At 58.8% G+C, this 13,064-nt stretch carries 14 protein-coding genes; 11 read left to right on the top strand and 3 right to left on the bottom strand.

Annotated elements, in window-relative coordinates; genetic code table 11:
- The first annotated feature begins 167 nt into the window (after positions 1 to 167).
- Both BM413_RS03950 and BM413_RS03945 read left to right on the top strand, forming a co-directional pair.
- Complete coding sequence (locus tag BM413_RS03950) at positions 168 to 1,478, top strand: MFS transporter (protein ID WP_091910668.1); 1,311 nt, start codon at positions 168 to 170, stop codon at positions 1,476 to 1,478.
- Positions 1,479 to 1,552: 74 nt separating this feature from the next.
- Positions 1,553 to 2,278 (top strand): GntR family transcriptional regulator, encoded by a 726-nt coding sequence (locus BM413_RS03945; protein WP_091910667.1) that lies wholly within the window; start codon positions 1,553 to 1,555, stop codon positions 2,276 to 2,278.
- A gap of 20 nt (positions 2,279 to 2,298) precedes the next feature.
- Here BM413_RS03945 and BM413_RS03940 read toward each other — a convergent pair whose 3' ends face one another.
- On the bottom strand, positions 2,299 to 3,066 hold the full coding sequence (locus BM413_RS03940) for a GntR family transcriptional regulator (RefSeq protein WP_139238551.1): 768 nt from the start codon (positions 3,064 to 3,066) through the stop codon (positions 2,299 to 2,301).
- 157 nt (positions 3,067 to 3,223) lie between these two features.
- On the opposite strand from BM413_RS03940, the gene BM413_RS03935 reads away from it, so the two are divergent.
- From BM413_RS03935 to BM413_RS03905, 7 genes are all read left to right on the top strand, one after another.
- Entirely contained in the window at positions 3,224 to 4,660 is a 1,437-nt protein-coding gene (locus BM413_RS03935) for an FAD-binding oxidoreductase (RefSeq protein ID WP_091910664.1), read from the top strand.
- A gap of 44 nt (positions 4,661 to 4,704) precedes the next feature.
- A complete protein-coding gene (locus BM413_RS03930) occupies positions 4,705 to 5,742 on the top strand; it encodes a TRAP transporter substrate-binding protein (RefSeq protein ID WP_091910662.1) in 1,038 nt (345 codons plus the stop codon).
- A 26-nt stretch (positions 5,743 to 5,768) separates the two neighbouring features.
- Positions 5,769 to 7,652: a TRAP transporter large permease gene (locus BM413_RS03925; RefSeq protein WP_091910661.1), complete on the top strand. Its 1,884-nt coding sequence runs from the start codon at positions 5,769 to 5,771 to the stop codon at positions 7,650 to 7,652.
- Positions 7,649 to 7,987 carry a putative antibiotic biosynthesis monooxygenase gene (locus tag BM413_RS03920; protein WP_091910659.1) on the top strand — a complete coding sequence of 113 codons (339 nt, stop codon included), beginning with the start codon at positions 7,649 to 7,651 and terminating at the stop codon, positions 7,985 to 7,987. Before BM413_RS03925 ends, BM413_RS03920 begins: the two co-directional genes overlap by 4 nt.
- A 65-nt stretch (positions 7,988 to 8,052) precedes the next feature.
- Entirely contained in the window at positions 8,053 to 8,316 is a 264-nt protein-coding gene (locus BM413_RS03915; RefSeq protein WP_119921184.1) for a hypothetical protein, read from the top strand.
- Positions 8,317 to 8,489: 173 nt separating this feature from the next.
- Positions 8,490 to 8,690 carry a hypothetical protein gene (locus BM413_RS03910; RefSeq protein ID WP_244537745.1) on the top strand — a complete coding sequence of 67 codons (201 nt, stop codon included), beginning with the start codon at positions 8,490 to 8,492 and terminating at the stop codon, positions 8,688 to 8,690.
- Between the two features lie 21 nt (positions 8,691 to 8,711).
- The gene (locus BM413_RS03905) at positions 8,712 to 9,014 is read left to right on the top strand and encodes a DUF982 domain-containing protein (protein ID WP_091910655.1); all 303 of its coding nucleotides are present in this window, start codon (positions 8,712 to 8,714) and stop codon (positions 9,012 to 9,014) included.
- Between the two features lie 133 nt (positions 9,015 to 9,147).
- Here BM413_RS03905 and BM413_RS03900 read toward each other — a convergent pair whose 3' ends face one another.
- Positions 9,148 to 9,396, bottom strand: coding sequence for a hypothetical protein (locus tag BM413_RS03900; RefSeq protein ID WP_091910653.1), 249 nt, complete (start codon positions 9,394 to 9,396; stop codon positions 9,148 to 9,150).
- A 155-nt stretch (positions 9,397 to 9,551) separates the two neighbouring features.
- Positions 9,552 to 10,457 (bottom strand): LysR family transcriptional regulator, encoded by a 906-nt coding sequence (locus tag BM413_RS03895; RefSeq protein WP_175544233.1) that lies wholly within the window; start codon positions 10,455 to 10,457, stop codon positions 9,552 to 9,554.
- A gap of 208 nt (positions 10,458 to 10,665) precedes the next feature.
- On the opposite strand from BM413_RS03895, the gene BM413_RS03890 reads away from it, so the two are divergent.
- Positions 10,666 to 11,856 (top strand): CaiB/BaiF CoA transferase family protein, encoded by a 1,191-nt coding sequence (locus BM413_RS03890; RefSeq protein WP_091910651.1) that lies wholly within the window; start codon positions 10,666 to 10,668, stop codon positions 11,854 to 11,856.
- Positions 11,853 to 13,064 (top strand): CaiB/BaiF CoA transferase family protein, encoded by a 1,212-nt coding sequence (locus tag BM413_RS03885; protein ID WP_244537744.1) that lies wholly within the window; start codon positions 11,853 to 11,855, stop codon positions 13,062 to 13,064. The genes BM413_RS03890 and BM413_RS03885 overlap by 4 nt, the downstream gene beginning before the upstream one ends.

Here is a 13,064-nt window from a genome sequence, read left to right as displayed (position 1 = left end):
CTCCCTATGCCGAATGAATTTGGCCGCACAAAACGGCACAGCCTGCCAAATGTCAACTAGGGTTCTAGTTTATGTACCCCACTTGTGCGTTTCAATTTTTGGACCTATAGCGTGCACCGGGAGAGGTCTGCCGGGCAGGCCTGTTTGTTTTTTAAGGGAGGTTGCCAATGGCCAATGCCATTCACGCCGAAGGCGCGTCGAGCGATACGAGTCTTCGCGATCGCACCATCAAGAAGTTGAACCTTCGGATCGTGCTGTTTTGTTTTATCTGCTTCATCGTCAACTATCTCGATCGCGTGAATATCGGCTTCGCGGCCCTTCACATGAACGAGGATATCGGGCTGACGCCCTATATGTTCGGTCTTGGCGCCGGCATTTTCTTCATCGGCTATCTCGCCTTCGAGATTCCCAGCAACATGATCCTGCACAAGATCGGTCCGCGCATCTGGATTGCCCGCATCATGGTGACCTGGGGCATCGTTTCCTGCGCCATGGCCTTCGTCCAGGGCCCGACCTCCTTCTACATTCTGCGATTTCTGCTTGGTGTCGCCGAGGCGGGTTTTGCGCCCGGCGTGCTCTTGTACCTGACTTATTGGTATCCGGCGAAGGAGAGGGGGCGTGCAACAGCGCTTTTCATGGCGGCCACGGTTCTTTCCATCGTTATCGGCGCACCGATTTCCGGTTGGCTGATCGATGCCGGCGAGGGGCTCTTCGGCCTTCATGGCTGGCAGGCGATGTTCATACTTGAAGGCCTGCCTGCGGTGCTGCTTGGCATCTTCACCTTCTTCTACCTGGTCGATTCTCCGCAAAAGGACAGCAAGTGGCTAGCTGAAGACGAAAAGGCCTGGCTGCTGCGCGAACTCGCGGCCGACCAGAAGAATGCGCCGGCAGACACACGTCACAGTCTGCGCGAGATCTTCAGAGACTACCGTATCTGGATGCTGACCATCGTCTACATGTTCAACGGTATCGCCGTGTATGGCGTGATCATGTGGCTGCCGCAGATAGTCAAGAGCATTGGTGATCTGACCACGGTGCAGGCCGGTTTCGTCTCGGCGATCCCGTTTGTGTTCGCCGCGATCGGCCTTGTCGTCATTTCGCGAAATTCCGATCGAACCGGCGAGCGCAAGATCCATACCGCCATCGCTGGTCTCTTCGGCGGCCTGTTTCTGGCCGCCTCCGCGCTGGCGCCGAATGCCTATATAGGCCTGCTTCTGCTCTGCGCCTGCGCGTTCTTCCTGTGGTCGTATCTCGGTGTCTTCTGGACGCTGCCTACCCAGTTCCTGAGCGGCGCAGCCGCGGCAGGCGGGCTGGCTGCGATCAACGGCTTCGCGCAGATCGGCGGCTTCACCGGCCCGTATATCGTTGGCTGGGTGAAGACGTCAACTGACAGCTTCTCGCTGGCACTCCTCACGCTGGCGGTGTTCCCGATCATCGGCTTCTTTGTTTGCATGAGCCTGAAGGCGCGGCGAGACTAGACGATCGTTGGTGCCAGCGGCTACGAGAGGCGGCTGGCACAACTCTTATGAACACTTGATCGAGCGGGAGTGGAATGCGAAGACCGACTGCGAAATCCGAACCGGGGCTGGCGGTCACCATCGCCGACAAAATCCGCGTTGCCATCGTCGACGCGGAATTCGAGTTTGGCGAGAACCTGTCGGAGGACACGTTGGCCACGGCGTTCGAGGTCAGCCGCACCCCGGTTCGCGAAGCGCTCAACCTGCTGCAGGTCGAAGGCCTCGTGAATATCGTCCCAAAATCCGGCACGTATGTTTTCACCCCGACGCTGGAGGATATCGCGGAACTTTGCGACTACCGTACCGGACTGGAGCAGCAGGCCATCGCCCTGACGCCGGCATCCGACATCGCAGAGACGATCCTTTATCTGCAAAAACAGCTGTCGGTCATGACCAATGCGGTGGCTGCAGAGGATATGCAGGCATACGGCCGCGCCGATACCGAGTTCCACCTAGCTTTCTTTCACAGCTGCGGCAACCGCTATCTGCAACAGGCTTACAATATGATTCTGGGACGCGTCGCGGCACTTCGGACGCATCTGGCCATCAGGGCGGAAGGCGAACCCGACCGCTCATTCAAGGATCATGCGACGATGATCGAACTGCTGGCGGACGATAAGCGCGATGAGCTGGCCACGATGCTTCAGGCGCATATCCTTCGGACGAAGGACAATTACATCAATGCCTTCGTGCGGTTTGCCGCAGATCGAGGCAATGGTCGTACAGCACGGCTGCGGCGGCGGCTGGCAATCGCCAACTGACCCTTAGAGTTGATGGAAGATCAGGCGTCGTCGACGCCCATCCTGCGCAGGGCATTCTCATAAGCGGATGCAGCACGCAATATGTGCTGCCTGAGCGTCTTGTTCATCTGGGCGAGCTTTCCCTCCGAGAAGGCCCCGACCATCTGCAGGTGCTCTTCAAATGAGGTCGCCTGCTCATTAGCATGGGAAACTGAGAGGCGCGCGCGCAGGGCTGCGATTCGGCCAGAAACCGTATGGTAGGCGTTCGCCAGGTAAGCGTTGTTGCAATTGGCGAAAAAGCTCTCATGGAATTCGGTGTCGGCACGCGCATAGGTTTTTCCGTCTCCGGCAGAGCGTGCCGCGCGCATCGCCTCCACTGCTGCTCTCATCGACTTCACCGTGGCTTCTGGAGCATGCGTGTGGCAACGGCGCACGGCCTCCATCTCCAGCGTCAGGCGGAATGAGGCCAGCTGCTCGGCATCGGCAAGCGTAGGCTTGAAGACGAAGGTGCCTTTCTTCGGCACGATGACCACCAGTCCCTGCGTTTGCAGGCGCGTCAGCGCTTCGCGCATCGGTGTCCGGCTGACCCCCATCGACAAGCCCATGCTGTCTTCTGGCAGAGCCTGCCCGAAAGCGAGTTCTGCATTGATGATGGCGTTGCGGATGCGGTCCTCGACTATCGAGGAAAGCGATTTCGGTAAATCGATCTGAAGATCGGGGAGCATGCTGCGGCAACCTGGTTGTATTCGGCGAAATTGTGCTCCCCATACGATTCGACCGCGAAGGGAACGTCCATCATCCAGTTCCACCTACAAGAAAACCGGCGCTTTGACCAAGGCAATTATTTTTGCACATTCAGTATACGGTATCCAAGGCACAGTGTATTGCCCTGTGACAAGTTTGCTGCTAGTGGAACCGCAGCTTGCGGCGATCGATCGGTATCGATGCCGTCTGGGAGGACAATTCATGGGTTTTCACGCGTCGAGCGATGGCGGCAGGTCTGTTGGCCTGCCTCAGGCAGTTGCAGAGTCGCTGGCCGCATTCCTCGGCCCGAGATTTACGCTCAGTCTCGCCGATCGCGAACATCATGGGCGCGGCGAATCCTATCACGCCGTTCAGGCTCCCGACGCTGTGTGCTATGCCGAGACGACAGAGGAGGTTTCCAGGATCGTGCGCATTTGCGCCGATCACGGGGTTGCGGTGGTTCCCTTCGGGGCAGGGACGTCGCTGGAAGGTCATGTCTGTGCGCTTCGGGGTGGCGTCAGTCTCGACCTCAGCCGCATGACCCGCATCATCGCCGTTCGTCCGGAAGATCTCGATGTAACAATCGAGGCGGGCGTTACCCGGCAACAGCTGAACAATCATTTGCGCGATACGGGCTTGTTCTTTCCCGTCGACCCGGGTGGCGAGAGCACGCTTGGCGGCATGGCTGCTACCCGCGCTTCCGGCACCAATGCGGTGCGCTACGGCACGATGCGTGAGAACGTCGGCTCGCTGACCGCGGTGATGGCGGACGGCAGCGTGGTGATCACCGGCGGGCGGGCGCGCAAGTCGTCGGCGGGCTACGATCTCACCCGTCTTCTGGTCGGCTCGGAAGGCACGCTCGGCATCATCACCGAACTGACGCTGCGTCTTTATGGCATCCCGGAAAAGGTTTCGGCGGCGATCTGCCCTTTCAATACCGTCGACGAAGCGATCGCCACGGTGGTCGGCATTATCCAGTGCGGCATTCCGATCGCGCGTGTCGAGTTGCTCGACTCGCGCACGATCGAGGCGACGAACCGTTATTCGGGGCTCAGTTACAAGGAGACGCCGACGCTGTTCATGGAATTTCACGGCTCGCCCGCCGGAGTGGCTGAGCAGGTCGCGCTCACAAGGGAACTTGCCGAGCAGAACGGCGCGCTCGATTTCGAGAGCGCGGACGATCCGGATAAGCGCGCAGCCCTCTGGAAGGCGCGGCACAATGTCCATTATGCGGTTCAGGCAATGCGCCCGCAGGCAAAGGTGTGGAGCACGGACGTCTGTGTTCCGATTTCAAGCCTTGGCCCTTGTATTGCCGAGACACAGAAGGATATCGCGTCCGCATCGTTCTTCATTTCCACCGTAGGACATGTCGGCGACGGAAACTTTCATCTCGGTCTGGTGATCGACCCGAACAATCCCGATGAGCTGGCCGAGGCCGAGGCGCTGAACACTCGCCTGGTGAAGCGTGCCATTGCGCTTGGCGGCACCTGCACCGGCGAGCACGGGGTTGGCACCGGCAAGATGAAGTTCATGGAGCTCGAGCATGGGCGCGGCGTCGAGGTGATGCGCGCGATCAAAAAAGCGCTCGATCCAAAGGGCATTCTGAACCCGGGCAAAATCATCCCGGAACCGCAATCGAGCGCAAGCCCGGAAAATTGAGAATTCACCGAACTGCAAACGCATTCAGACGAACGGGAGGAACCATGTCTGCCATCCAATCGATTTCACGCCGCACCTTTGTGAAGGGCACGGCTGCTGCCTTCGCTGCAGGAGCACTGTCCACGCCGGCCATTGCAGCCCGCGCGATCAAGCTTCGCGTTTCGTCTTCGGCCCCGCCGGAGCGTTTCGGCTCGCATTATCTCTGGTTCAAGCCGTTCCAGGACGAACTCGCGCGTCGGGTTGGCGATAAGATCGTGCTCGAATATTTCCCCAATGCCCAGCTCGGCAAGGAAGCCGACGTGGTGAACCAGGTCCGTGCCGGTTCGGTCGACATGATCATCACCGGCACGTCGATATGGGCCAATCTGGTGCCGGAATTCGGCATGCTCGACCTTGGCTTCCTGTTCCGCAGCTACGATCACTGCGCCAAAGCGCTGGATGCCGGCGTCGGCGATGCCTATGACAAGCTTCTGCAGGAGCGCACCGGCGTGAGCATCCTGGGATGGGGATTCCAGGCCGGTTCGCGCAGCATCTACACCAAGAAGAAGATCACCTCGATCGAGCAATTGCACGGCGTGAAGCTGCGCGTGCTGCCGACCAAGACCTTCATCGAGACCTTCAATATCATCGGCGCCACACCGACGCCGATCCCGATCAACGAGTGCTACACTGCGGCCCAGACCGGCGTGGTCGACGGCATGGAGCATGACCCGGGAACGGTTCTCGCCTACAAGTGGGACGAGGTGGTGAAATACGGCTTCCTGACGCGCCACATCTACACTCCGCTTCTGGCCTATATCGGCAAGCTCGGCATGTCCAAGATCCCGGACGACCTGAAAAAGGATTTCCTGGAAGCCGCGGCCGTTGCAACCCAGGCTATCCGCGCTGAGGTTCCGAAGGTCGAGGCCGAGGCGATGGACAGACTGAAAGGCGAGGGGCTCGAATATACGGAAGTGCCGGCTGCCGAAATGGCCGACCTGCACAAGCGCATGGAAACAGAGCTTTATCCGTCGTTCCTCAAGCAGTACCCGTCGACGGAGCCCATGTTCAAGCACATCATGCAGCTTTCGACGTCGCTCTGAGCAGACGCAGGACCTGAGGTGACGTCATGAAACTTGTGTCTTCCGCCATACCAGTCTCGGAGAATCCGGCTTTCTCGTCGGAAAAATTCACCGAGAGACTGCTTGCTCTGATCGAGTATGCGGGTGGTGCAATTCTGGCGATTGACGTCGCCATCGTCTTCGCATCTGTCGTCGCGCGCTATTTCTTCCACCAGCCCTTCGACTGGGCGGAGGAAGTGGCAAGCGGCCTGATGTCGACGATGATCTTTCTTGGAGCAGCATCGGCCATCGGGCGCTCCAACCATATTGGCATCGATATCATCGTGGCGCTGTTCCCGAAGCGCTGGCAGCCTTTCCTGGAATCGATCGGTTCGTGGCTGACGGTGCTGATTTCGGTGGCGCTCTGCTATGGTGTCTACACTCTTCTGCTGGACACGCAGGGCCAGACGACGTCAACCGGTCTGCCACGCTGGTGGTTCCTGTTGCCGGTGTTCGTCGGCACCTTCTGCATGGCGCTGCTGTCGATCCTGCATGCGCTGCGCTCCCCGGCGTCGTTAGCGTTCTGTGCGCTGGCAACCTGCCTGGCCGTGGCTGCGGTTGCATATTATCTCAACGAGAATCTGGAGGATGGCCTGTCGCCGCTGGCGATGCTTTCGGTTGGTGCGATTTTCGGCATCGTGCTCGGAACGCCGATCGCATTTGCGCTGGCATTCGGAGCGCTGATTTATTTCATGCTTGACCCGTCGCTGCCCATTTATGTCTGGGCCCAGCAGGTCACGTCCGGTGCCGACCATTTCGTGCTGCTGGCAATTCCATTCTTCGTGCTTGCGGGCCTCGCCATGGAGATCAACGGCATGTCCTCCCGGCTGATCGAGCTTCTGCTGCGCTGCTTCGGGCACCTTCGCGGCGGCCTGAACGTCATCGTCATCATGGCAACGGCGCTATTTTCAGGCGTCTCGGGTTCGAAATTCGCCGACATTGCGGCCGTTGGCGGCGTCATCATGCCGGCGGTGCGCAAAACCGAGAGCGACGAAAATGAAACCGCTGGCTTGCTCGCCTGCACCGCGGTAATGGCCGAAGCCATTCCGCCATGCGTTAACCTGATCATCTTCGGCTTCGTCTCGAACATATCGATCGCGGGCTTGTTCATGGCCGGCATCGTGCCTTCGATCCTGATGGCGGCAGCGCTCGTCGTCATGGCGATCATCTACGGAAAGAAGGTCGATCTGGAAAAGGTGTTCGTCGACACGCCGCGCCGTCCGCTCCTGCCGCTGATCGGTGGCGCCGGCCTGACGCTAGCGATGATCATCATGATCGGGCGCGGCGTTGCGACGGGCATCGCGACGTCAACCGAGATTTCGGCTTTTGCTGTGGTCTACGCTTTCGTCATCGGTGCGGTTTTCTTCCGCGAATTGTCGTGGCGGGCGGTCGTCGGCCTATTCATGCGCGCAGCTGCCATGACCGGCAGCATTCTCTTCATCGTGGCTGCTGCATCGAGCCTTTCCTATGCGCTGATCATAGAACGCATTCCCGACCAGATCTCCACCGTCATGGTCGACTTCGGCCATAACTACGGGGCGATCAGCCTGATGCTCATCTGCGTCGGTATCATGATCTTCTTCGGCATGGTGCTGGAGGGCGCACCGGCGATGATCCTGTTTGGACCGCTGCTCACGCCCATCGCCGTCCAGTTCGGCATCGATCCGCTGCAGTTCGGCGTCGTCATGGTCGTGGCCATGGGCTTCGGCCTGTTCGCGCCGCCGATCGGTGTCGGCCTATTCGTTACCAACGCCATGACCGGAACCAAGATGCACAATGTTGCACGTCCGATGATGAAGTACATGGCGGTACTGGCCGTGTCGTTGATCGTTCTATCATTGGTCCCGGAAATCTCCCTCTGGCTGCCGCGGCAGATGGGGATGGTCAATTGATCGTCCGCACGGCTTTCTTTGAGGGGGTGGTTCGTCCCGGCAACGAAGCCGCATTCGAAAGCCTTCTCGAAGATACGCTGATCCCTTTGTGGCGGCAGTTTCCGGGTGCCGAGGACGTCAGCGTTCTGAGGCCGGCAGTTATGGATGACGGAGCGCCGACCTATGCGCTCGTACTGGCGACCCGTTATCCGGATCTGGCTACGATGGATAGGGCTCTGTCTTCGGATATTCGCGAGGCGACCCGCGAACCGTCGAACATTCTCAAAAGCCTGTTCGACGGGCGGGTTTTCCATATCACCTTCAATGGAGACGATCTTCTCGCCAAAGCAGGCTGATCTGGAGCCTTTCGCGAAGATCCGGCTCTGCCTAGCAGCCGTGGGCTCCGTCGAAAGAGGTAGTTGTGGCTCTGGAACTGAGGGCGCACATTGGCCGCCGATCGGAGCTCATCATGTGGATACAACTCACCGGCGGCGACGGCGAAAAGATTGCCTTCGAAGCCAAACATCTCGTTTCGCTCAAGGATCACGGCGACTACACCTTATTGGTGCATACCCATGGTGAGGTGCTGGTCCGCGAGAGCCGCACAGCGATCCTGAATGCTCTCCAGCTTCCCCCGACTGAACGCATGGAGTTCTCCGGTGAACAATCATTCGGGTTGAACTGACGCTCCTCAAGCATTCGGGCCGCGGCCCTGCACGTTTGTCGAGTGAGCGTTCTGCGCAGCGGTGGTTTTTTTGCAGTCACCAGCAACCTCCTCTCGTGTTCTGCGTTTACGACGAACGAGGACTGATCCGGGCCGAAACCATGCCGAAGCAACGGTTTGATACTGGCAGGCACTTGGCATCCCGGCACGCCGTCAAGCGTGCGCTGGATCGCCATAGAGTCGTTATCGTCGACAAGAAGTTCTCCGGTGGACAGGTTACGACGCGCGTCCTGGTCGATGGCGAATATTATGATGTCGACAATCGCCAGCTCGATCTTCTTGAAATGGGCCGCACGCCAGAGCAGATATTCCTGGAGCCAGCGGTGAAACACTAGTCGGGCCAAGGGAGAACGCAGATGGATAAGCTGCAGTTCACAGTTCCGGTACGGATCAAGGCTGACCCCACCGCGCATGTGTCGGAAATCTATGATGTCGACGATGCCCTGACGTTTCTTCAGAATTGGGAGTCCGGCCGTCTTGGTCCGTTGTACCAGACTGCCATGAACTCGTGCTTTGCGGCCAAGGTCGATGAGGTGACGGCTGAACAAGCGCGAAGGGATTTTCTCAGTTTTGCTCATATCGCCGGCATCCTGGCGAAGGACGATGCCCCTTCGTCCGTTTCGGACAGCGATGATGGATTGAAGCCCGTTCCGAAGTAATAGTACTACGCCTATTGCGATCAGAATCAGGCGATGCGCCGCTGTATGATCCGCGTTCGGCTTCGGTGAAGGGCTACATGTCGGAACCCTTGCCTCCGGCTCTTTCGCGTGGACATCAAGGTAACGAGCAGATTTAAGCACCTCCTAGGGTAGCGGGTTTCGACGCCAGCAGTTGAAGGCTTAGGGCTTCGATTGCACTCAAACTTACGCTCGAAGCTTGTCGCCGCGAAAGCGCATCCTTGAGGTGGAGGTCCATCAGCTTCTCCTCCTCGCGGCCGATACGGCTCAGTTGCGCTTGGGCAGCCTCGATGTTCACACGGCTCTCCATGGTCTCCCGCGCGTAGGCATCGCAAAATTCGGCAAAGATCTTCGGATCGAGCATCCGATTCCGCGGCGCTCAGCACTCGCTCGTCAAATTAGAACTGAAACGTCATGCCGAAACCAAGCACGCGCGTCCCTGCCCGACGCGCACGGTAGGAACCGTGCCGAAGGGTTGCCCCCACGTACCGGACTGATCCAGCAAGCGTTTCCGATTCTCTAAGCTGTTGGCTTCCGGCCCAGACGGCGCTGAATCTCGTTGCGGGCAGTGCCTACCAGGGATCTTGTAAGACGTTGTTGAGGCCGACTCGAAGAGACTATTGCTGACACTGTCACCTGTGTCAGCGGTTTGAACGGTACACTTTTGAGAGCGGTGTAACGCCGCGAAGAAGCGGTCAATTCGTCCATTATCGTGGCGCCCAGCTTCTCTTCGACAAAGTGGCCTGCGACATTCATGAAGCGGACATCAATGGTTGGATTGTAGGAGACTTTATCACTGCGGAAGGCCGCCTCGACGAGTCCACTGATGCGGCTGCTCGTGCGTGCATTGATGAGCGGAAGATCTCTGAGATCGGTGGGTGTAACGAACGGCAGACTGCTCAACGGGCTTTCGATGTGGCAGGCGCAGACCATGTCGAGCGTTGCCAGCGGCAAATATTCAAGCGTGGGGCGGGGGTGTGGCTCCATCGCGAAGCCGACGTCGGCAATGCCTGTCTCGACATATTCGAGAAGGTTGTCCAGTCGCTGTGTCTCAAGCGAGATGTCGATGCCGGTGTGGATCTTGCTGAAATGAGCGACTACCTGCGGCAGCAGGGATTCCGAAAGTTCTGAGGTTGCGGCAATTCTCATCCGGCCCTTGTGCCCGCTGCGCAGATCCATTGCCGTCTGGTTTACAACCGCCTGCATGAGGAACAAGGGTTCAGCCTCAGCCAGCAAAATATGCGCTTCCTGGGTTGGGATGAGCCTTTTGTTGACCCTGTCGAACAGCAGAAAGCCAAGTGAAGCCTCGGCATTCTTGATGGCGTTCGATACGGCTGGTTGCGACATCCCCAGATCTTGAGCTGCTGCGATGGTCGAACGAGTGCGCATGACCGAGCGAAGGACTTCAAGCTGTCGAAGATTCATGGGCTGAAACCTTAGTGATTCGCTGTGTGATTTTTGACAATAAAAACAGCATTTTTTATACATATCAATTATGAAGTCACGTCATCATATAATTGATCCGCATATTGCGCCATTCGAAAATCCGACCGTATGATTGCTCAATCAATGAGCAAGGGCGATCTGTGGCTAAAAAGCGCGCAGGGCGTCGACGGTAAGGCATGGCTGCACAATGACACTACTGCAAGGCGTGAAGATCTTGAGTTTCAATCACTATCTGGCAGGGCCGCTGGCGGCCCAGACTCTTGCAGATCTGGGTGCTGACGTTATCGCTATCGAGCCGATTGAAGGCGCCTTTCAGCGCAATTGGGCCGTGGCCAACCATTTCGTGGCCGGCGACAGCGTCAACCACCTCGCCACAGGCCGAAACAAGCGCAGCCTCGCCATCGATCTGAAGCACCCGGACGGCATCGCGGTCGTGCGGAAGCTTGTCGAGGACGTCGACGTGGTCATGGAGAATTTCCGTCCGGGCACCATGGATAAGCTGGGTGTCGGCTACACGGACCTAAAGAAGATCAATCCGACGCTGATTTATGCGGTCGCGACCGGCTTTGGAGGCGATGGACCGTACAGGGATCGCCCCGGTCAGGATCTTCTGCTGCAGGCTATGTCCGGGCTTGCGGCACGTACGGGCCGGGCGGACGGCGCGCCGACGCCGGTCGGAGCGGTAATCGTCGACCAGCATGCAGCAACCCTTTACGCAATGAGCATTCTGGCTGCGCTCCTTGCCAAGGCGAAGACCGGTGAGGGCCGATTGGTCGAGGTCAATCTCTATCAGGCAGCGATCGACCTTCAGGTCGAACCGCTTACGGCTTGGCTGAATGGCGCTCCGTCGCCGACGACGCGTGGTCCCGCCGGCATCGCATCCTGGTTTAGCCCTGGCCCCTATGGCATCCATGCGACGGCAGACGGCTATCTCGCTATATCGATGGCATCTCCAAAAGTGCTGGCGGCATCGCTGGAGATCGAGGCAATGGCAGATTTCGGGGAGGCAGATAGCTTCTCGCGGCGTGAGGAGATAACCAATCTCGTTGCCACGCGTCTTTCCGAAAAGACTACTGCCGAGTGGCTACCCGTCCTGGAGGCCGGAAAGATCTGGCATGCCCCGGTACAAGACTATGCCGACCTCAAGACGGATCCCCAGCTCGCGCATGCGGGCGTGTTCCAGACCGTCGAAGGCGCAGGCGGCGAACCCATCACCATGGTCATGCATCCGGCGCGATATGACGGCCGGTCACCGGAAATAAGGCTGGTTCCCCAGGCGCTTGGCGCGCAGAGCCGCGATGTTCTGTCGGAGATCGGTTATGCGCCCGATGAGATCGAACGCCTGATCGCCGATAAAGCCATTGGAGCGAGATCGTGAACAATCCGCTCGGCATAGGCATGAAAGTGGTCAGTTTCTGTCACTATCTGCAAGGACCGGCCTGCTGCCAGTATCTTGCGGACATGGGCGCCGATGTCATCAAGATCGAACCCCTCCAGGGAGCCTTCGAGCGTCACTGGTCTGGCGGAAATTCCTGGGTCACGGATGTCAGCGCCTTTTCGCTGGCAGTCAATCGCAACAAGCGCAGTATTGCCCTCGACCTCAAATCTCCCGAGGGGCTCGAGCTGGCCCGGCAGCTCATTGCGGAAGCAGATGTAGTTGTCGAGAATTATCGGCCAGGTGTTCTCGAGCGGCTTGGTCTGGGCTACGAAGCCGTTCGCGAACTCAACCCCGCAATTATCTATGCGTCCGCTTCAGGCCTGGGCGCGACGGGTCCGGCGGCCAGCAGACCCGGCCAGGACCTTCTGATGCAGGCAAGATCAGGCCTTGTGGCTGCAACCGGCGGCGGTGAAAGAGGACAGCGTGTCGTCGGCGCGGCCGTCGTCGACCAGCACGGTGGCTCGTTGCTCGCGATGGGGGTACTCGGCGCCTATGTCCGGCGTCTGCAGACAGGGCAAGGCACGCGGATCGAAAGCAGCCTCTTTTCGGCAGCCATAGACCTGCAGGTCGAGGCACTGACCAAATACTACGCTGCGCCAGGACGCGAGACCTTGCTAGAGCGAGGCCCGAATGTCGGCAGTTGGTATCATGATGCTCCTTACGGGCTCTATCACCTGAAAGATGCTGCCATCGTGCTGTCGATGAACGATGCGCGTAAATTGGCCGCCGCGCTCGACAATGCCGACCTGCAAGCGATCGAATCGATTGACCGTTACCGGGAGCGTGATCGCTATGCGATGGTGATGGCCAACGTCTTGAGCGGCTATTTCTTCGCCGAACTCAGCGCCCGTTTCGACGAGCACGCCATCTGGTACGAGCGCGTTCAGTCCTATGAGGATCTGCGAACCGATCCGCAGGCCAATCATAATGGCGTGTTCGAAGACGCGGTCGTGAACGGCAAGACGGTGACGCTTGTCACGCACCCGCTTCGATATGATGGCGCGGCACCTGGCGTGCGCACGATGCCACTCTACGCCGGATCTGACAGCGAGGACATTATGACCGAACTTGGCCTGCCCGCGGGAAGGCAAGCCGAACTAATCGAGAGGGGAGTGGTCGGGGTTCCAAGAACATCGGCTGCCGCCTGA

Source organism: Mesorhizobium sp. YR577 (genome assembly GCF_900116595.1).
Lineage (GTDB): Bacteria > Pseudomonadota > Alphaproteobacteria > Rhizobiales > Rhizobiaceae > Mesorhizobium_M.
This window is presented reverse-complemented; position numbering and strand designations above follow the sequence as displayed.

Excerpts from the sequence above, each read along its gene's own strand:
- BM413_RS03900 (WP_091910653.1), bottom strand. The coding sequence starts at position 9,396 with ATGCTCGATCCGAAGATCTTTGCCGAATTTTGCGATGCCTACGCGCGG.
- BM413_RS03935 (WP_091910664.1), top strand. The coding sequence starts at position 3,224 with ATGGGTTTTCACGCGTCGAGCGATGGCGGCAGGTCTGTTGGCCTGCCT.
- BM413_RS03930 (WP_091910662.1), top strand. The coding sequence starts at position 4,705 with ATGTCTGCCATCCAATCGATTTCACGCCGCACCTTTGTGAAGGGCACG.
- BM413_RS03950 (WP_091910668.1), top strand. The coding sequence starts at position 168 with ATGGCCAATGCCATTCACGCCGAAGGCGCGTCGAGCGATACGAGTCTT.
- BM413_RS03890 (WP_091910651.1), top strand. The coding sequence starts at position 10,666 with ATGACACTACTGCAAGGCGTGAAGATCTTGAGTTTCAATCACTATCTG.
- BM413_RS03895 (WP_175544233.1), bottom strand. The coding sequence starts at position 10,457 with ATGAATCTTCGACAGCTTGAAGTCCTTCGCTCGGTCATGCGCACTCGT.
- BM413_RS03925 (WP_091910661.1), top strand. The coding sequence starts at position 5,769 with ATGAAACTTGTGTCTTCCGCCATACCAGTCTCGGAGAATCCGGCTTTC.
- BM413_RS03945 (WP_091910667.1), top strand. The coding sequence starts at position 1,553 with ATGCGAAGACCGACTGCGAAATCCGAACCGGGGCTGGCGGTCACCATC.
- BM413_RS03905 (WP_091910655.1), top strand. The coding sequence starts at position 8,712 with ATGGATAAGCTGCAGTTCACAGTTCCGGTACGGATCAAGGCTGACCCC.